Raw genomic sequence first — 18741 nt, forward strand, 5'->3', positions numbered from 1 at the left:
CCCTATCCGTCGTGGGCGCAGGAAATTTGAGAGGAGCTGTCCTTAGTACGAGAGGACCGGGATGGACGCACCGCTGGTGTACCAGTTGTCTTGCCAAAGGCATCGCTGGGTAGCTATGTGCGGACGGGATAAGTGCTGAAAGCATCTAAGCATGAAGCCCCCCTCAAGATGAGATTTCCCATAGCGCAAGCTAGTAAGAACCCTGAAAGATGATCAGGTTGATAGGTCAGAGGTGGAAGCGCGGTGACGTGTGGAGCTGACTGATACTAATCGTTCGAGGACTTAACCAAAACATAGCAATATGAGTAAGGTGAACTCGGTTTTACAAAACTTCTTCTACATTATCTAGTTTTGAGGGAATGAAACCTCAAACTTAATAGTCTGGTAATTAAGGCGAGAAGGTCACACCCGTTCCCATACCGAACACGGAAGTTAAGCTTCTCAGCGCCGATGGTAGTTGGGGCAGGCGCCCCTGTGAGAGTAGGACGTTGCCAGGCAAATAAAAAAAGACAATCCTTAATTGGGTTGTCTTTTTTTATAGTAATGTATTGATAAGAGTAAATTGGATATAAGTCAACTCTATACTATTCAATTTCGTAAAACAGGTCAATTAAAGGGATGACAAGTGATCACTTATCGGAAATCGAGGACAAAAGAGGTCACGTATAGCTAGGATAAGTGACCTGTTATCGACAAAACAGGTCACTAATCACGTATCTACCCAAAAAATAATTAAGCAAACTTAATGTTTAAGTTAGTTTAATTATTTAGATTGTTTTATAATGTTGGTGAGGTGATACAATTGGATAAAGATTTAGCTAGTATTAGTAAAAAGATTCTAGACTGCTCCAATGCTTTGAGCGGGATTTTCCTAGAGGATTATAACAAATTGGTTGCCGGTGAGTTTGGAGACTTATCGACCAAACAGCAGGTGATTCTTGAATTACTACGTGTACAAACTCGTACGGTTAATGAGATTGCACAATTTTTGTCTATTACTGCAAGTGCAGCGAGTCAGCTGATTTCTAAGCTAGAGAAACTAGGATATATAAAAAGAGAAATTAATCCACACAATAGGCGGGAGATCATCGTTCATCTTGGTGAAAAGGGCCTTTATTATAACCAGATGATTGAGAAGAACCAATTATATATAATCGAAAAATACTATGCAAAACTGCCGCAGGATGACCTAGAAAAACTTTTAGATATACATGAAAAACTCTATAACATTGCAGTGAAAGCCCAACAGGATTAATTTTTTTAACTAATACTTAAGTAGTATTAAATATTTATTAAAATTAATAGTTTAGGGGAGAAGAGGATGAATACAACAGTAAAACTTAGTGACGGCAGGGATATTGGGTTTATAGAATATGGCGATAAAAATGGACTTCCGGTTATGTTTTTTCACGGTACACCTGGGTCTAGGTTACTCTTTCTAGAGGATGATGAGATTTCTAAAACTTTAGGGATACGTTTGATATCATTAGATCGCCCGGGGTTTGGTTTATCAACACCAAAACTAGGCAGATCCCTGTTAGATTGGACAGATGATGTCAAGGAAATTGCTGATCACCTATCTATCAACAAATTTTCAATAATTGGAGTGTCAGGAGGCGGCCCCTTTGCTGCAGCCTGTGCTTATAAATTGCCTCTAAGACTTCACTCAGTTGCATTAGTAGCGAGTGGGACACCGTTTCATAACGGAAAAACTCCAAAGGAAATGATGACAGCAAATAAAATAGCCTTCTTCCTGGCTAGAAAAGCACCCTGGTTAATAAAAGCAAGCTATCGTGCGACTAAAAGGCTTCTTGAAGAAAATCCAGAGAAATTCATGGAACAAAATAGGAAGGGCAATAAACATTTGACTGCCTGGGATCGTCAGTTCCTGCAGACTGATGACCAGTTAAAAGGATTAATGATGCACATGGGGGAAGCCTTTAGGGTATCAATTGACGAGTGTGTCAATGAACCGGCCTTACTCACAAAACCATGGGGCTTTTCAGTTAAAGATATTGTCGTACCTATTGATGTTTGGCATGGAGAAGCAGACCGTTTGGCACCTATTAGCCGAATGATGAAATTGGCTCAGCAGATTCCAAACTGCCACACGCACTATATACCAGAAGCCGGACATTTTCTAACGGACGATGATGATATTTGGAGAAATATTCTTCAAACTCTATTAAAAAAATAAACAAATGAAAAGGATCTACAGTGGTAGATCCTTTTTATTTAATTTGGGATTGGACATGAAAATTAGAACAAAGTAAGTTACACTAAGTTAACCGTGAGAAAATGGGTAAAGTAAACATAGGAGGGATTTTCTTGTTACAAAATAGTCTTGTCATGGTTTCTGTTATTCTTATCATTAATATTGTATATGTATCATTCTTCACGATAAGAATGATATTAACCTTAAAGGGTCAACGTTATTTAGCTGCGGCCTTAAGTATGATTGAAGTGGTTATTTATGTGTTAGGTCTCGGCCTAGTGTTAAACAACCTAAATGAAATCCAGAATCTGATTGCCTATGCGGTTGGTTATGGAATCGGGGTAGTTGTCGGAATGAAAATTGAGGAAAAATTAGCTCTCGGATATATAACGGTTAATGTGATTACAAAGGAATATGACAAAAACTTGCCTAAACTTCTACGTGACAAAGGATATGGTGTAACGAATTGGGCAGCTAATGGTCTTGAGGGAGACCGAATGGCCATGCAAATTCTCACACCGAGGAAATTTGAGCTTAAATTATACGACACAATTAAGGAACTAGACCCTAAGGCTTTTATTATTTCATATGAACCAAAATCCATTCACGGGGGATTCTGGGTGAAATCTGTGAAAAGAGGGAAGTTATTTTCATGAGCAAAAAGAAATTACAATTTGAGGTACTAGAAAATGAAACCATAGATGATTGTTTAGAACGTATTAAAAAACAGGGCTATACTCCGATTAGACGTACAGAAAAACCTATCTTCCAAGAGGTGATAAAGGGGAACGAAACCTCTTATGAACCGGTAGGAAGGCAGATTGTTTTTGAAGCGAAGGTTATTGAGTAAACCGAACATTCATTTTTAAATAAATAAAATTGTTCGTTTTTATTGACCATTTGTAGGTTAAATTGTTAATATAAAGGTGTCAAAAAAATAATAATGTAACACCCTCGTATAATGTTGGGAATATGGCCCATAAGTTTCTACCCAATTACCGTAAATGATTGGACTATGAGGGGAAGTGGATATGCCGGAAATGTTAACTCGTTTCAGGCTATATAACTGTGCCGATATTAGCCCGGACAGACTGCTTTCTCTCATTTTATAAAATTGGGGAAGTATCTGTTTAGGGCTTTTTATATTGGATAAGTAAGAAAAGCGTAAGCGCATAGCTGCTTTCGCTAGACAAAAGGGGCGGGAACATGAATCCGAATGTAGCGGTAATAATGGGCAGTAAATCAGACTGGGAAACAATGCGTCATGCTTGTGAAATCCTCGAACGGTTAGAGGTGCCTTATGAGAAACAGGTAGTTTCTGCTCACCGAACACCAGATTTAATGTTTGAATTTGCGGAGAATGCTAGATTAAGAGGTATGAAGGTGATTATTGCCGGTGCAGGTGGTGCAGCTCACTTGCCTGGAATGGTTGCAGCCAAAACGACTTTGCCGGTTATTGGTGTTCCTGTTCAGTCTAAGGCATTAAATGGTCTCGACTCACTGTTATCGATTGTCCAGATGCCAGGAGGAATCCCAGTGGCGACGGTTGCCATTGGCAGAGCAGGTGCTACAAATGCTGGTTTACTTGCGGCACAGATTTTAGCAACAACAGATCTAGATTTAGCTGAACGACTAGACCAATACCGACAGGAGTCGCGAGCAACCTCGATAGAAAGCAGTGATGAACTTGTCTTATAAAGTAATTCTACCGGGACAGACGATTGGAATTATTGGCGGAGGACAGTTGGGGAGAATGATGGCACTCGCAGCTAAGGCGATGGGATACAGTATCGCCGTTTTAGACCCGGTCGACGATTCGCCATGTGGGCAAGTGGCTGACATTAAGATTATTGGAGATTATGGTGATATACAAGCCATCAAGAAGCTTGCAGAAGTAAGTGATGTTATTACCTATGAATTTGAGAATATTGATGCACCAGCATTGGAATGGCTTTGTCAGCATGCCTTTGTACCACAAGGGAAGTCATTGCTAGAAATTAGCCAGGATCGGGTAAACGAAAAAACAGCAATTGAAGCGGCTGGGGTAAAGGTAGCTCCATTTGCTGTAATTGAAACGTATAAAGACCTTTTGGCTGGTGTTGACAGCCTAGGACTCCCTGCTGTGCTAAAAACAGCACGCGGCGGGTACGATGGTAAGGGCCAAGCGGTAATTAGAAATATGCAAGACATTGAAAGTGCCGTTATACTTCTTGAACATGGCCGATGTGTGCTGGAAAAGTGGATTCCTTTTAAAAAGGAAATCTCGGTCATTATAACAAGAAACGGACTCGGGGATACAGCAGTGTTTCCAGTTGCAGAAAACATCCATCGTGACAATATACTCCATCAAACCATTGTTCCTGCAAGAATTAGTGCAGAGGCAGAGGAGCTAGCAATTAAAGCGGCAGTAAGGCTAGCTAATGAATTTCAGTTAATCGGAACGTTAGCCGTCGAAATGTTTTTAACGGAAGATGACATGATTTATATAAATGAACTTGCTCCGAGGCCGCATAATACTGGACATTGTACCATTGAGGCATGTGTAACCTCACAATTCGAACAGCATATCCGGGCAGTTTGCAGCTTGCCTCTCGGAAGTACAGAGCTGTTAAAACCGGCACTAATGGTTAATATATTGGGAGAGCATGTCAAAACTGTGTTAGATTATCTGCCAAGGACGGCTGAATGGAAAGTACATTTTTACGGAAAAGATGAAGCGAAGGTTAAAAGAAAAATGGGACATATTACGATACTTTGCGATTCTATTGAAGAAGCTATAATAGACGTAAATGAAATTTGGGAAGAAAAACATTTGGAGGCAAAAAGATGATTGATCGCTATACAAGACCTGAGATGGGTGCTATCTGGACTGAGGAAAACCGTTTTAAAGCTTGGCTTGAGGTTGAAATTCTTGCTTGTGAAGCCTGGTCAGAGCTAGGTGATATTCCTAAGGAGGACGTTCAAAAACTTCGTGAAAATGCGAGTTTTAACATTGAACGGATTCAAGAAATTGAAGAAGAAACGCGCCATGACGTGGTAGCTTTTACAAGAGCGGTATCCGAAACATTAGGTGAAGAGCGCAAGTGGGTGCATTATGGTTTAACTTCAACGGACGTTGTAGATACCGCACTCTCATATGTGTTAAAGCAAGCGAATGAAATTATCAGGAAAGACCTAGTCAATTTCATTGAGATTTTAAAAAACAAGGCCATTGAGCACAAGTATACCGTCATGATGGGCCGGACTCACGGAGTTCATGCTGAGCCGACAACGTTTGGTTTAAAGCTTGCGCTTTGGTACGAAGAAATGAAGCGTAATCTTGAGCGTTTTGAGCAGGCAGCAGAGGGCATTGAGTTTGGTAAGATTTCTGGGGCGGTTGGGACATATGCCAACATTGACCCGTTTGTAGAGCAATATGTATGTGAGAAATTAGGACTAGAGCGTGCACCGATTTCAACTCAAACCCTGCAGCGTGACCGCCATGCACATTATCTTTCTACTATTGCATTGATTGCCACTTCAATTGAGAAGTTTGCCGTCGAAGTTCGCGGTTTGCAAAAGAGTGAAACGCGTGAGGTCGAGGAGTTTTTTGCAAAAGGGCAAAAAGGTTCATCAGCGATGCCGCATAAACGGAATCCAATTGGCTCGGAAAATATGACGGGTATTGCCCGCGTCATCCGTGGTTATATGCTGACAGCCTATGAAAATGTACCATTGTGGCACGAACGTGATATTTCCCATTCATCTGCGGAGCGGATTATCTTACCAGATGCCACGATTGGCTTGAATTACATGCTTAATCGCTTTGGAAACATTATTAAGAATTTAACGGTTTATCCAGAGAATATGAAGCGTAATATGGACCGGACGTTAGGTCTCATTTATTCTCAGCGTGTGCTGCTTGCTTTAATTGATAAGGGTCTGTCACGCGAAGAAGCCTATGATACTGTTCAGCCGAAAGCAATGGAAGCATGGGAGAAACAAGTTCCTTTCCGCGGCTTGGTTGAAGGAGAAGCAAAGATTACAGCATTATTGTCTCAAGAAGAAATCGCCGGCTGCTTTGATTACAGCTACCACCTGCAGCATGTAGACACCATATTTGATCGATTAGGTTTAAACCAATAAATAAGGGGGGCGGATATCGCCCTTCTATAATAACAGATTCCCGATATTGCGAATTAGGAGGCACTCCCGATGAAAGAACTTCTATACGAAGGCAAGGCGAAGCGGATTTATAAAACCGATAACGAACAGGTTGTCTTGATTGAATACAAAGATTCAGCAACTGCTTATAACGGACAAAAGAAAGCTGATATTACAGGGAAGGGCCGCTTAAATAACGAGATTACAAGCTTGCTATTTTTAAAGCTGCAAGAGCATGGAATAGCTTCCCATTTCATTGAGCGCATCTCCGAAACCGAGCAGCTTGTAAAAAAGGCAGCGATTATTCCAATAGAAGTGGTTGTTCGCAACAAAGCGGCGGGGAGTATGTCTAAAAGATTAGGAATCGAAGAAGGAAGATCATTAGCAAAGCCAATCGTTGAGTTTTATTTAAAAAATGATGAGCTAGGCGATCCGTTGATCACCACAGACCATATTTACGAACTACAACTTGCAAAAGAGGAAGAAGTAGCACTTTTAAAAGAAAAGTCTCTGCAAATCAATACCGTTTTATCAAGCTTTTTTAATGAACTGGGAATTACCCTTATTGATTTCAAGCTCGAATTTGGCAAGGACCACGAAGGTCATATCATTCTTGCTGATGAGATTTCACCTGATACGTGCAGGTTATGGGATCAGAAGACAAATGAAAAGCTCGATAAAGATGTATTTCGTCGTGACTTAGGAAGTTTAACAGAAGCCTATGAAACTATTTTAGCCAGGGTAGGAGGAACACAGCATGTATAAAGTTAAGGTATTTGTTACGTTAAGAGAAAGCGTATTGGATCCACAGGGGAAAGCCGTGACCCATTCACTACAGTCTTTAAACTATCAAGAAGTTGCCGACGTTCGAATCGGTAAATATATGGAACTAACGATTGAAAAATCCGAGCGTGATATCAACGATGTAATCAATGAAATTTGTACAAAGCTGTTAGCGAATCCAGTTATTGAAGATTATCGTTACGAAGTAGAGGAGTGTGTTCCTCAGTGAAGTTTGCGGTAATCGTCTTCCCAGGATCGAACTGTGACGTAGATATGTACCATGCGATCAAGGATGAACTAGGTGAACAGGTGGAGTATGTATGGCACGACTCCGAAAGCTTAGATGAATTTGATGCTATTCTCTTACCAGGTGGTTTTTCATACGGAGATTACTTAAGAACCGGAGCAATTGCTCGTTTCAGCAAGGTCATGAAAGAGGTTGTCAAAGCTGCTGAGGCAGGTAAGCCTGTACTTGGTGTCTGTAATGGATTTCAGATTTTATTAGAAGCAGGTTTACTGCCTGGAGCGATGAGACGAAATGAGAGTCTTTCCTTTATTTGCAAGCCGGTAGAACTAAAGGTAGTAAACAACGAAACCATGTTTACCACTAGTTTTAAACAAAATGAAACAATCACGATTCCGGTTGCTCATGGTGAAGGAAACTATTATTGTGATGAGCAAACGCTGGCAAACTTAAAGAAAAATAATCAAATCGTCTTTACGTACGAGCAAAATCCAAATGGAAGTCTGGCAGACATCGCTGGAATTATGAATGAACGAGGAAACGTACTTGGCATGATGCCTCACCCTGAAAGAGCGGTAGACGATTTATTAGGCGGGGCAGATGGACTGAAATTGTTTCAATCGATTGTAAAAGCTTGGAGGGAAGCATATGTTGTTAACGCTTGAACCAAATCCAGAACAAATTAAATCAGAGAAGTACTATCAGCAAATGGGTTTGTCCGATGATGAATTTACATTGATTGAAAAGATACTTGGCCGAACACCGAACTATACCGAAACAGGTCTGTTTTCTGTCATGTGGTCAGAGCATTGCAGCTATAAAAATTCTAAACCTGTATTAAGCAAGTTCCCAACCAAAGGGGAAAAAGTTCTTCAAGGTCCTGGTGAAGGGGCTGGAATCGTCGACATTGGTGACGGTCAGGCGGTTGTTTTTAAAATTGAAAGTCATAACCATCCATCTGCGATTGAGCCTTATCAAGGTGCTGCCACCGGGGTTGGCGGAATTATCCGTGATATTTTTTCCATGGGTGCCCGTCCGATTGCACTGCTCAATTCACTTCGCTTTGGTGAACTTGATTCTGCCCGCGTGCGCTACCTGTTTAAAGAGGTAGTAGCAGGTATTGCCGGGTATGGAAACTGTATTGGGATTCCGACTGTGGGCGGAGAGGTCCAATTTGAAGATTGCTATGAAGGCAACCCTTTAGTAAATGCGATGTGTGTGGGTTTGATTGATCACAAGGATATTAAAAAAGGCCAGGCACATGGGCTTGGAAATACCGTTATGTACGTGGGAGCAAAAACAGGGCGCGACGGTATTCACGGTGCTACGTTTGCTTCTGAAGAGTTAACGGAACAATCCGATGAAAAACGCCCAGCTGTTCAGGTTGGCGATCCGTTCATGGAAAAACTTCTCCTTGAAGCTTGTCTGGAGTTGATCCATTGTGATGCTCTTGTCGGCATTCAAGATATGGGTGCTGCCGGGTTAACCAGTTCATCAGCCGAAATGGCAAGTAAAGCCGGAATGGGAATGGAAATGAATTTGGACCTTGTTCCACAACGTGAAACGGGTATGACAGCATATGAAATGATGCTTTCTGAGTCACAAGAGCGGATGCTGATTGTCGTTGAAAAAGGAAGAGAACAAGAGATTGTTGATCTTTTTGAAAAATACGACTTAGAAGCAGTAGCGATTGGCAAAGTAACGGACGATAAACAATACCGTTTATATCATAAAGGTGAAGTGGTTGCAGACATTCCGGTTGATGCTTTAGCGGAGGATGCACCGGTCTACCACAAGCTATCGAAAGAGCCTGCCTATTTCGCGGAATTCCAAGCGATGGAAAGTGAAATTCCACAGGTAGGGAACCCGGAAGAAACATTGTTACAACTTTTAAGCCAGCCAACGATTGCCAGCAAAGAATGGGTGTATGAGCAATACGACTATATGGTTCGTACAAACACGGTTGTATCTCCTGGCTCTGATGCTTCTGTTGTCAGAATTCGCGGGACTCGTAAGGCTTTAGCGATGACAACTGACTGTAATTCGCGCTACGTCTTTCTAGATCCTGAAACAGGTGGAAAAATTGCGGTTGCTGAGGCGGCACGTAATATTATCTGTTCTGGTGCAGAGCCATTGGCGGTGACGGATAATTTAAATTTTGGAAACCCTGAAAAGCCAGAAGTGTTCTGGCAAATTGAGAAATCGGCAGATGGGATCAGTGAAGCGTGCCGTGTTCTTGAGACACCGGTCATCGGCGGAAATGTTTCTTTGTATAACGAGACGAGCGGAACAGCCATTTACCCGACACCTGTTATTGGAATGGTTGGTTTAGTTACAGACCTTGACCATATTACGACCCAGTACTTTAAGAACAATGGCGACCTGATTTATTTAGTAGGGGAAACTAGGCCCGAGTTTGGCGGAAGCGAGCTGCAAAAGCTTGTGAATGGCCGAATCTATGGAAAAGCGCCGGAGTTAAAGATTGAAGTTGAAAAAGAAAGACAAAATCAAGTTCTCACAGCCATCCGTGCTGGAGTCATTCAGTCTGCTCATGATTTGTCAGAAGGCGGGTTAGGTGTAGCGTTGGCTGAATCCTTGTTCACAACCGGTAACCTTGGTGCCCAAGTCCAAATCAGCGGTGACGCTACTACAGCTTTATTTAGCGAAACACAATCTCGTTTTCTTTTATCTGTAAAAAAAGAGGATCAAAGCAAGTTTGAAAGTTTAGTAGCTGCGACTCTTATTGGAGAAGTAAATCAGACAGGAACACTTTCAGTTTCCAATGGGGAAAGCCTTGTGATTGATACAACTGTTAACCAATTAAAGGATGCCTGGAAAGGAGCAATCCCATGCTTGCTGAACTCAAGGGATTAAATGAAGAGTGCGGGATTTTTGGTGTTTGGGGCCATCCCGATTCTGCACAATTAACCTATTACGGACTTCATAGTCTCCAGCACCGCGGACAGGAAGGGACCGGTATCGTTGTTTCTGACGGTCAAAAGCTGAAAGGCATAAAAGGAGAAGGCTTGGTTTCCGAGATTTTTACAGCAGATGTTATCGCTGAGCTGGAAGGAACCTCTGCAATAGGTCATGTCCGCTATGCCACAGCAGGAGGCGGCGGTTATGAAAACGTTCAGCCTCTGCTTTTCCATTCACAAAGCGGCAGTTTAGCTCTTGCTCATAATGGCAATCTAGTAAATGTTAATTCCCTTAAGCATCAGCTTGAGGCACAGGGAAGTATTTTTCAAACAAGCTCAGATACGGAAGTTTTGGCTCACTTAATGAAGAGAAGCGGGTATGCTGAGCATAAAGACCGTGCAAAAAATGCACTGTCAATGCTAAAGGGTGCTTACGCGTATTTAATTTTAACCGAAACAGAATTGATGGTAGCCCTTGATCCTCATGGATTAAGACCGTTGTCTCTCGGCTGTCTTGGTGATGCCTATGTCGTAGCTTCTGAGACTTGTGCATTTGATGTCGTCGGTGCTGAATACATTCGCGACATTATGCCAGGTGAACTTCTGATTATAAATGAAAATGGACTTACCTCAGAAAGATTCGCGATGAGTTCAACAAAAGCGATTTGTACAATGGAATATGTTTATTTTTCAAGACCTGACAGTGATATTCAAGGGATTAATGTTCATACCGCCCGTAAAAATATGGGCAAAAGAATGGCAATTGAAGCGCCAATTGAAGCGGACGTTGTCACAGGAGTGCCGGATTCCAGTATTTCTGCCGCAATCGGCTATGCGGAAGCATCGGGAATTCCATATGAAATGGGGCTAATTAAGAATCGTTATGTGGGGAGAACCTTTATTCAGCCTTCACAATCTTTAAGAGAGCAAGGGGTAAAATTAAAGCTTTCTGCCGTTCGGGGAGTAGTGGAAGGTAAGCGTGTGGTTATGGTTGATGACTCGATTGTCCGCGGAACCACGAGCAGAAGAATTGTGACCTTACTGAAGGAAGCAGGGGCAACGGAGGTTCATGTTGTGATTACTTCACCACCAATTAAAAATCCTTGTTTTTATGGCATTGATACGTCAACAAAGGAAGAATTGATTGCCTCTGATAAGTCAGTGGAGGAAATCAGACAGTTGATTGGTGCAGATTCGCTGACCTTTATCAGTGTCGATGGAATGGTGAAGGCAATTGGGCAGCAAGAGGGTGCAGGAACGAACGGATATTGTCTCGGCTGCTTTACTGGTAATTATCCAACTGAAATTTATCCAGATACACTTCAATATTACTATCAAAAGGGGTGAGCATCTTGGCAAATGCCTATAGAGAAGCAGGCGTAGATATCGAAGCAGGTTATGAAGCAGTGATTAGAATGAAAAAGCATGTTCAAAAAACGGCTAGGGCTGGGGTGCTTGGCAGTTTGGGCGGCTTCGGCGGTATGTTTGATTTATCCGCATTAAACTTGAAAGAGCCTGTCCTCGTTTCGGGAACAGATGGTGTCGGCACGAAGCTGATGATCGCATTTTGGATGGACCAGCATGACACGATTGGCATCGATGCGGTTGCGATGTGTGTCAATGATATCGTTGTCCAAGGGGCAGAGCCGTTGTTTTTCCTTGATTATATTGCTTGTGGCAAAGCGGTTCCGGAGAAGATCGAGGCGATTGTTAAAGGTATTGCCGAGGGATGTGAACAGGCAGGCTGTGCCCTCATTGGCGGAGAAACAGCAGAAATGCCTGGATTATACCGTGAGAACGAATATGACCTTGCTGGGTTTACAGTTGGTGCCTGTGAAAAATCGAAATTAATAACAGGTGACACGATTAAGCCCGGAGACGTTTTAATTGGATTAACCTCAAGCGGTATTCATAGCAATGGCTATTCTCTCGTTAGGAAAGTATTTGAAAATTGGTCGTTAACAGAGGTTGTCGATGAACTTGGATGTACATTAGGGGAAGAATTGATCAAGCCAACAAAAATCTATGTGAAACCGATATTGTCAGCATTGGAAAAATTCCCCATTAAAGGAATGGCCCATATTACTGGCGGCGGATTTATTGAAAATATTCCGAGAATGCTGCCGAACCAGTTTGGAGCAGAGCTCTATGAAAAGAATTGGCCTGTACTGCCTGTGTTCAATTTAATTTCAACTGTTGGACAAATTGACCGGTCTGAGATGTATAATATCTTTAATATGGGAATTGGCATGGTGTTAGCAGTTGATGCTAAGGACGCTGCGGCAGTTGTAGAGCACTTTAGAGAATGTGGCGAAGAAGCTTATGAAATCGGTGTGGTAAATGAACAAACGGGGATTAACATAAAAGGCTATGGTGACCGTTAATGAAAAAAATCGCGGTATTTGCCTCAGGCAATGGCAGTAATTTTCAAGCCATTATTGATGTTGTCGCCCAAGGAGAATTAGACGCTGACATCCGGTTTCTCGTTTGCGATAAGCCTTTAGCCTATGCTGTTCAGCGGGCTGATGCAGCAAGAATTCCGAGTTTTACTTTTAATCCAAAGGAATTTCCTACTAAGGAAGAGTATGAAAAAGAGATCTTGCTGCAATTAAGAATGTCCGGGGTTGAATTCATCGTTCTGGCTGGTTATATGAGGCTGATTGGGCCGACATTATTAAGAGAATACCAAGGTCGAATCGTGAATATCCACCCTTCCCTGCTTCCGAACTTTCCAGGCAAGGATGCCATTGGTCAGGCGATAGAGGCAAGCGCAAAATGGAGCGGTGTAACTGTCCATTATGTGGATGAAGGGATGGATACTGGTCCGATTATTGCTCAAGAACGGGTACGGTTGGATGAAAAAGAGACACGAGAGACACTTCAGCAGAAAATTCAAGCCATTGAGCACAAGCTATATCCATCAGTCCTGCAGATGCTGTTAACAACGACAAGAGGGGGAGCAACAAATGACGAAAAAGCGAGCACTTATTAGTGTATCTGATAAAACGGGAATAACGGATTTCGCAAGAGAACTAGTAAACCTTGGTTTTGAGTTAATCTCGACAGGTGGTACAAAAAAGGCGATTCAGGAGCAGGGAATCCCTGTCCTCAGCGTTAGTGATGTAACAGGTTTTCCTGAGATATTAGAGGGGCGTGTAAAAACGCTTAATCCATTTATTCATGGTGGATTACTTGCAAAACATGATGACCCCATGCATATTGACCAGCTTAATGAACATGGTATTGAACCGATTCAACTTGTATGCGTTAACCTTTATCCATTTCAGCAAACGGTTGAGAAGCCGGATGTAACGGTGGAGGACGCGATTGAAAATATTGATATTGGCGGACCAACTATGCTTCGTGCTTCTGCAAAAAATCATCAATATTTAACAGTTGTTGTCGATCCAAAAGACTACTCAACTGTTCTAGATGAACTGAAAGCAGAAGGTGTTACTCAACTTGCAACGAGGGTAAAGCTGGCTGCAAAAGTATTCCGTCACACGGCTGCTTATGATGCATTAATTTCACAATATATGACCGATTTAGCAGAAGAAGAAACGCCAGAAAATGTAACGGTTACATACGAATTAAAACAGACACTTCGTTACGGGGAAAACCCGCACCAAAAAGCTACTTTTTATAAAAAGCCTCTAGGCTCGAAATTCTCAATTGCCAATGCAGAGCAGCTTCATGGTAAAGAACTTTCCTATAACAATATCAATGACGCAGATGCTGCCCTGCAAATAGTCAAGGAGTTCACTGAACCAGCTGCTGTGGCGGTGAAACATATGAATCCATGCGGTGTTGGAACAGGAAAAACTGCATTTGAAGCATTTGAAAAGGCATTTGCCGCCGACCCTGTATCGATCTTTGGCGGGATTATTGCGTTCAATGAGGAAGTAGACGGAGCAACTGCGGGTAAGCTGCATGAAATATTCTTAGAAATTATCATTGCGCCTTCTTTTTCAGAAGAAGCATTAACCATCCTAATGGGGAAGAAAAATCTTCGTTTATTAACGATTCCTTTCGAAACAACAAATAAAGCAGAAATGAAGTTGACTACGGTTGAAGGGGGCTTATTAGCTCAAGAACAGGATCGCTATACGCTGGCTAATGCCGATATCACGATCCCGACTAAAAGACAGCCAACCGAACAAGAGTGGGAAGCATTAGAGTTAGGCTGGAAAGTTGTAAAGCATGTTAAGTCGAATGCGATTGTATTAGCAACTGAAGACATGACCGTGGGTATCGGTGCGGGTCAAATGAATCGGGTCGGAGCGGCAGAAATCGCCCTTAAACAAGCGGGTGAAAAAGCAGAAGGTGCTGCACTTGCCTCTGATGCTTTTTTCCCAATGGATGATACCGTTGAAGCAGCAGCAAAAGCAGGAGTTACAGCCATCATACAACCTGGCGGATCGATCCGTGATGAGGATTCGATTAAAAAGGCAGATGAATATGGAATTACCATGGTATTTACAGGAGTAAGACATTTCAAACATTAAAATGAGCGGGGGGCAATCATGGTGAATATACTTGTAATTGGACGCGGTGGCAGGGAGCACGCAATCTGCCGTAAGGTACGTGAAAGCTCGCTAGTTGACAAGGTGTTTGTGGCTCCAGGAAATCCAGGGATGGAAGACTGTGCAGAACGGATTCTAATTGCTGAAGATAACCATCCGCAGCTCCTCCAATTTGCAAAAGAACAGGGTGTTGGTTTAACGATTATTGGTCCTGAGGTGCCGCTTCTTGAAGGCTTAGCTGACAAATTAGAAGCAGAAGGTTTGAAGGTATTTGGCCCTAAGCAGGCTGCGGCAGAAATCGAAGGCAGTAAAAGTTTTGCCAAAGAACTCATGAGTAAATACGATATTCCAACGGGGGATTATGCTGTCTTTACTAACTACGAGACGGCAAAGCAATATGTCGAGCAGAAAGGTGCTCCCATTGTCATCAAAGCAGATGGATTAGCGGCAGGCAAGGGAGTTACCGTGGCATTAACAGTAGACGAAGCGTTGAAAAGTTTAGAAGAAATGCTGGTAGGCCACAAATTTGGCGAGGCTTCTGCTCAGGTGGTGATTGAGGAATTTTTAGCTGGTGAAGAATTTTCGTTGATGGCCTTGGTAAACGGTGAGATTGTTATTCCGCTTGAAATTGCTCAAGACCATAAGCGGGCTTTTGATGGTGACCAGGGTCCTAATACAGGTGGGATGGGCGCTTATTCTCCAGTACCGCACATCAAAAAGGAAACCATTGATATTGCTGTTAAAACGGTCCTTCAGCCAGCTGCAAACGCAATGATTCAAGAAGGCAGAAGCTTTTGCGGAATCTTGTATGCAGGATTAATCGATACGGCCGACGGTCCAAAGGTAATCGAATTTAATGCCCGCTTTGGTGACCCGGAAACACAAGTGGTTCTGCCAAGGTTAAAATCAGATTTAGTCGAAGTGATTTTAGAGTTATTAGAAGGTAAAAAGCCTGAACTTACTTGGGATGATCAAGCCATGCTAGGGGTTGTGGTTGCTGCGAAAGGGTATCCTGAAGCCTATGAAAAAGGGGCTGTGCTTAAAGGGCTGGGCGATGTTTCAGATGAAGTAAATGTTTTCCATGCAGGCACAGAAAAAGACCTATCAGGAGAGTTTACTGCCGCCGGCGGCAGGGTGCTCCTTATAGGTGCAAAGTCGGAAAACCTGCTGTCTGCTCAGGAAAAGGTTTACCAAGAGTTGAATAAGCTGAATTGCGATGGGGTCTTCTACCGAAAAGATATCGGTTCAAGGGCTATCGAGCGCGTCTTTTGTTAGTTCGGCGGATATAGACATATAAAAGGGCTACGATGCCTCCGATTAGGCTGATTAAGACAAATGACATATCTAAAACGTATTCCCAAAACATAAACATCTTCCTTTCAAGGGCTGACCAAATACTGGTCGGCCCTTTCATTTTTCTAATACTATTGGCTGTGATTTTTGCGAAATGTACTCGCTTTCCGCGGGCTCACCTGCGAGCCTCCTCGGTCGTTGCGACCTGCGGGGTCTCACATGGCTCATGCTCCCGCAGGACATTGAATAACATCCTTGATTTTGCCCACGCACGAAGAAAATGCGATAGCATTTTAGGGTCTGCATTTATAACACCGGCAACCCTTTATGAAGGATTATATGGTAATGGTTGGTCTAGGTCGGTGTCGATTCTTTCAGAAAATTCGTCTGATGATGAATGGTTGTGTTCGGTTGATTGATTGTCTTTTTGAAACATCTCCATAGATTGTTCGACGATGTTTTTTCCTTTTTGGAGGATATCGGCTCCTTGTCCTTCCTGAAATAGTGCGGTAACTGGGCAAAAGCGGACAATACCTTCAGCAACCTTCATGGCCCCGCAGATGGCCAAGAATAGGTAGGAGTCCCTCCATGGGCGCTTCACCATTTTAGCCGTACACCAAGATAAAATGGTAAGGCCGATGGTTATTCTAATTAATGCATTGACGATTCCGATATTTTGCGAAATTTTCAATTTGTTCACTCCTTCACAATTTTTTTACAGGATTTATTAATTCTTTAGTGCGTTAAAAGATAAAATATGATAGTATAGAAATAATTAATCTTGTAAGGGTTTACATTGTTGATAAATCAACTTTTAATACTACTTTTTAATAGATAGATAGTTTTGCGAAAGGGAGGGATATTGTATGCTGGAACAACGTTACCGATGGAAAAATAAACATTTACGCATGCATGTATCCGTTTTAGATGGAAAAACAGCACCAACCTTATTATTGAAAAATGCCCTATATTTAAATCAGACATTCCGTCAATGGATGAGAGCGAATATTTGGATATATGAAGATCGGATTGTTTATGTCGGCGAAAACTTGCCTGCTCGTATAGAAAACTGTGAAGTCATTGATTGTACAAATGAGATACTCGTACCAGGATATATCGAACCGCATGCCCATCCTTTTCAATTATATAATCCCCATACATTGGCCGCCTATGCATCCCAATTTGGAACAACCACGCTAATAAATGACAATATGTCTTTTATTATGAACTTAAGCAAGAAGGATGCATTTTCGCTATTAAAGGATTTGCGTTCCATTCCAACTACTATGTATTGGTGGTGCCGTTTTGATTCGCAAACGGAGATTTTAGATGAGGTTGACGTCTTTTCACACAGCAATATAAAAGCATGGCTTGAGCATGATGCCGTACTTCAAGGCGGAGAATTAACAGGTTGGCCAAAACTATTAGATGGCGATGACATGATGCTTCATTGGATTCAAGAAGCAAAAAGGATGCGAAAAAAGATTGAAGGCCATTTTCCTGGTGCGTCTGAAAAAACGTTAGCCAAAATGATGCTCTTAGGTGCCGATAGTGATCACGAAGCAATGACAGGCGAAGAAGTCTATGACCGTTTGATGCAGGGCTATATGGTTTCCTTGCGTCATTCATCCATACGACCAGACTTACCTAATCTGCTTGATGATATGAATAGATTAGGAATTACTGCATATGACCGTTTAATGTTCAATACAGATGGTTCTTCTTCTAATTTCTATGAGCAGGGTATTAACGACAATATGATCAGAATTGCGATTGAAAAAGGCGTACCAGTTATTGATGCCTATAATATGGCCACTGTTAATATCGCTCGCTATTATAATATTGACCATTTACATGGCAATATAGCGACCGGACGTGTGGCAAATATTAACTTTCTCTCTAGTGTGGAAAATCCAACACCTCATTCTGTCCTTGCAAAAGGAAAATGGGTGAAGCGTGATGGCAAGGCAGAAGGTATCTATAACAGAATGGAATGGAATGAGTATGGTTTAAAACCAATGGAGATTGATTGGACGTTAAGCTTAGACGACTTGCAATATTCTATGCCATTTGGGATAAAAATGGAGAATTCAGTTATTACAAAACCGTATTCGATATCAATTGATGCATCAAATGATCAACTCGGCTACGACCATGATGAATGTTACTTCACGTTGATCGACCGTGAAGGTAAATGGCGGGTAAATACCTTATTAAAAGGTTTTGCCACGAAGCTTTCTGCACTTGCAAGTTCTTTTTCAAATACTGGTGATATCATCCTTATAGGTAAAAATAAGGTGGATATGGTTGCTGCCTTTGAGCGTATGAAGGAGCTCGGCGGTGGAATTGTGATGGTTGAGGATGGAGAGGTAGTTTGTGAAATTCCATTAAAATTAGCTGGAATTATGTCAGATTTACCAGTTGAAGAATTAATGAAGGAAGAAAAACTGCTGCTTGAAAAATTAGGGGAATGCGGTTATTCCTTCTCGGATCCTGTGTATAGCCTTTTGTTCTTTTCATCAACACACTTGCCTTATATACGTATTACACAGCAGGGGATATACGATGTAATGAACAAAACAGTACTCTTTCCATCGATAATGCGTTAAAATGTAACAGTGA

General features: G+C 42.1%; 19 protein-coding genes, 2 rRNA genes and 1 riboswitch. Of the genes, 19 read left to right on the plus strand and 2 right to left on the minus strand.

The genetic code is table 11. The features are described 5' to 3' along the window. The 18 genes from BTR25_RS05855 to purD form a co-directional block, all read left to right on the plus strand. A 23S ribosomal RNA gene (locus BTR25_RS05855) occupies nt 1-290 on the plus strand; the annotation flags it as partial. A gap of 90 nt (nt 291-380) precedes the next feature. Beyond that, a 5S ribosomal RNA gene (gene rrf, locus BTR25_RS05860) occupies nt 381-497 on the plus strand. A 296-nt stretch (nt 498-793) separates the two neighbouring features. Beyond that, complete coding sequence (locus tag BTR25_RS05865; RefSeq protein WP_254842637.1) at nt 794-1255, plus strand: MarR family winged helix-turn-helix transcriptional regulator; 462 nt, start codon at nt 794-796, stop codon at nt 1253-1255. A gap of 66 nt (nt 1256-1321) precedes the next feature. Next, nucleotides 1322-2197, plus strand: a complete 876-nt coding sequence (locus tag BTR25_RS05870) for an alpha/beta fold hydrolase (RefSeq protein WP_075687093.1) — start codon at nt 1322-1324, stop codon at nt 2195-2197. 131 nt (nt 2198-2328) lie between these two features. Further along, nucleotides 2329-2871 carry a DUF2179 domain-containing protein gene (locus BTR25_RS05875; RefSeq protein WP_075687095.1) on the plus strand — a complete coding sequence of 181 codons (543 nt, stop codon included), beginning with the start codon at nt 2329-2331 and terminating at the stop codon, nt 2869-2871. Beyond that, complete coding sequence (locus BTR25_RS05880) at nt 2868-3065, plus strand: NETI motif-containing protein (RefSeq protein ID WP_075687097.1); 198 nt, start codon at nt 2868-2870, stop codon at nt 3063-3065. Before BTR25_RS05875 ends, BTR25_RS05880 begins: the two co-directional genes overlap by 4 nt. A gap of 84 nt (nt 3066-3149) precedes the next feature. Beyond that, nucleotides 3150-3251: riboswitch (purine riboswitch) on the plus strand. A gap of 170 nt (nt 3252-3421) precedes the next feature. Then, the gene (purE, locus tag BTR25_RS05885) at nt 3422-3913 is read left to right on the plus strand and encodes a 5-(carboxyamino)imidazole ribonucleotide mutase (protein ID WP_075687098.1); all 492 of its coding nucleotides are present in this window, start codon (nt 3422-3424) and stop codon (nt 3911-3913) included. Beyond that, nucleotides 3897-5045 (plus strand): 5-(carboxyamino)imidazole ribonucleotide synthase, encoded by a 1149-nt coding sequence (gene purK / locus BTR25_RS05890; RefSeq protein WP_075687100.1) that lies wholly within the window; start codon nt 3897-3899, stop codon nt 5043-5045. The genes purE and purK overlap by 17 nt, the downstream gene beginning before the upstream one ends. Continuing rightward, nucleotides 5042-6340: an adenylosuccinate lyase gene (gene purB, locus BTR25_RS05895; RefSeq protein ID WP_075687102.1), complete on the plus strand. Its 1299-nt coding sequence runs from the start codon at nt 5042-5044 to the stop codon at nt 6338-6340. The genes purK and purB overlap by 4 nt, the downstream gene beginning before the upstream one ends. 69 nt (nt 6341-6409) lie before the next feature. Beyond that, complete coding sequence (gene purC / locus BTR25_RS05900) at nt 6410-7123, plus strand: phosphoribosylaminoimidazolesuccinocarboxamide synthase (protein WP_075687104.1); 714 nt, start codon at nt 6410-6412, stop codon at nt 7121-7123. Further along, nucleotides 7116-7370 (plus strand): phosphoribosylformylglycinamidine synthase subunit PurS, encoded by a 255-nt coding sequence (purS, locus tag BTR25_RS05905; protein ID WP_075687105.1) that lies wholly within the window; start codon nt 7116-7118, stop codon nt 7368-7370. The genes purC and purS overlap by 8 nt, the downstream gene beginning before the upstream one ends. After that, complete coding sequence (purQ, locus tag BTR25_RS05910; RefSeq protein ID WP_075687107.1) at nt 7367-8050, plus strand: phosphoribosylformylglycinamidine synthase subunit PurQ; 684 nt, start codon at nt 7367-7369, stop codon at nt 8048-8050. Before purS ends, purQ begins: the two co-directional genes overlap by 4 nt. Further along, nucleotides 8034-10259 carry a phosphoribosylformylglycinamidine synthase subunit PurL gene (purL, locus tag BTR25_RS05915; protein ID WP_075687109.1) on the plus strand — a complete coding sequence of 742 codons (2226 nt, stop codon included), beginning with the start codon at nt 8034-8036 and terminating at the stop codon, nt 10257-10259. The genes purQ and purL overlap by 17 nt, the downstream gene beginning before the upstream one ends. Beyond that, on the plus strand, nt 10235-11650 hold the full coding sequence (gene purF / locus BTR25_RS05920; protein ID WP_075687111.1) for an amidophosphoribosyltransferase: 1416 nt from the start codon (nt 10235-10237) through the stop codon (nt 11648-11650). Before purL ends, purF begins: the two co-directional genes overlap by 25 nt. 5 nt (nt 11651-11655) lie before the next feature. Continuing rightward, a complete protein-coding gene (gene purM / locus BTR25_RS05925; RefSeq protein WP_075687112.1) occupies nt 11656-12687 on the plus strand; it encodes a phosphoribosylformylglycinamidine cyclo-ligase in 1032 nt (343 codons plus the stop codon). Further along, on the plus strand, nt 12687-13295 hold the full coding sequence (gene purN / locus BTR25_RS05930; RefSeq protein ID WP_075687114.1) for a phosphoribosylglycinamide formyltransferase: 609 nt from the start codon (nt 12687-12689) through the stop codon (nt 13293-13295). The genes purM and purN overlap by 1 nt, the downstream gene beginning before the upstream one ends. Beyond that, nucleotides 13270-14808: a bifunctional phosphoribosylaminoimidazolecarboxamide formyltransferase/IMP cyclohydrolase gene (gene purH / locus BTR25_RS05935; protein ID WP_075687116.1), complete on the plus strand. Its 1539-nt coding sequence runs from the start codon at nt 13270-13272 to the stop codon at nt 14806-14808. The genes purN and purH overlap by 26 nt, the downstream gene beginning before the upstream one ends. 21 nt (nt 14809-14829) lie before the next feature. Continuing rightward, nucleotides 14830-16101 carry a phosphoribosylamine--glycine ligase gene (gene purD, locus BTR25_RS05940; RefSeq protein ID WP_075687349.1) on the plus strand — a complete coding sequence of 424 codons (1272 nt, stop codon included), beginning with the start codon at nt 14830-14832 and terminating at the stop codon, nt 16099-16101. Here purD and BTR25_RS28605 read toward each other — a convergent pair. Next, nucleotides 16079-16240: an EYxxD motif small membrane protein gene (locus BTR25_RS28605; RefSeq protein ID WP_368482971.1), complete on the minus strand. Its 162-nt coding sequence runs from the start codon at nt 16238-16240 to the stop codon at nt 16079-16081. The genes purD and BTR25_RS28605 overlap by 23 nt on opposite strands. A 204-nt stretch (nt 16241-16444) precedes the next feature. Next, the gene (locus tag BTR25_RS05945; protein WP_075687118.1) at nt 16445-16810 is read right to left on the minus strand and encodes a YgaP family membrane protein; all 366 of its coding nucleotides are present in this window, start codon (nt 16808-16810) and stop codon (nt 16445-16447) included. 175 nt (nt 16811-16985) lie between these two features. Between BTR25_RS05945 and BTR25_RS05950 the strand changes: the two genes are divergently transcribed. Continuing rightward, nucleotides 16986-18728 (plus strand): adenine deaminase C-terminal domain-containing protein, encoded by a 1743-nt coding sequence (locus BTR25_RS05950; protein WP_075687120.1) that lies wholly within the window; start codon nt 16986-16988, stop codon nt 18726-18728. Nucleotides 18729-18741: the final 13 nt, after the last annotated feature.

It is taken from the genome of Bacillus sp. MRMR6 (genome assembly GCF_001940785.1).
In the GTDB taxonomy this organism is placed as follows: Bacteria; Bacillota; Bacilli; order Bacillales; family Cytobacillaceae; genus Neobacillus.

Coding starts and splice junctions, on each gene's coding strand:
- purC (WP_075687104.1), top strand. CDS start 6,410: ATGAAAGAACTTCTATACGAAGGCAAGGCGAAGCGGATTTATAAAACC.
- purE (WP_075687098.1), top strand. CDS start 3,422: ATGAATCCGAATGTAGCGGTAATAATGGGCAGTAAATCAGACTGGGAA.
- BTR25_RS05950 (WP_075687120.1), top strand. CDS start 16,986: ATGCTGGAACAACGTTACCGATGGAAAAATAAACATTTACGCATGCAT.
- purL (WP_075687109.1), top strand. CDS start 8,034: ATGTTGTTAACGCTTGAACCAAATCCAGAACAAATTAAATCAGAGAAG.
- BTR25_RS05870 (WP_075687093.1), top strand. CDS start 1,322: ATGAATACAACAGTAAAACTTAGTGACGGCAGGGATATTGGGTTTATA.
- purB (WP_075687102.1), top strand. CDS start 5,042: ATGATTGATCGCTATACAAGACCTGAGATGGGTGCTATCTGGACTGAG.
- purS (WP_075687105.1), top strand. CDS start 7,116: ATGTATAAAGTTAAGGTATTTGTTACGTTAAGAGAAAGCGTATTGGAT.
- purF (WP_075687111.1), top strand. CDS start 10,235: ATGCTTGCTGAACTCAAGGGATTAAATGAAGAGTGCGGGATTTTTGGT.
- purN (WP_075687114.1), top strand. CDS start 12,687: ATGAAAAAAATCGCGGTATTTGCCTCAGGCAATGGCAGTAATTTTCAA.
- BTR25_RS28605 (WP_368482971.1), bottom strand. CDS start 16,240: ATGAAAGGGCCGACCAGTATTTGGTCAGCCCTTGAAAGGAAGATGTTT.
- purK (WP_075687100.1), top strand. CDS start 3,897: ATGAACTTGTCTTATAAAGTAATTCTACCGGGACAGACGATTGGAATT.
- BTR25_RS05880 (WP_075687097.1), top strand. CDS start 2,868: ATGAGCAAAAAGAAATTACAATTTGAGGTACTAGAAAATGAAACCATA.
- purH (WP_075687116.1), top strand. CDS start 13,270: ATGACGAAAAAGCGAGCACTTATTAGTGTATCTGATAAAACGGGAATA.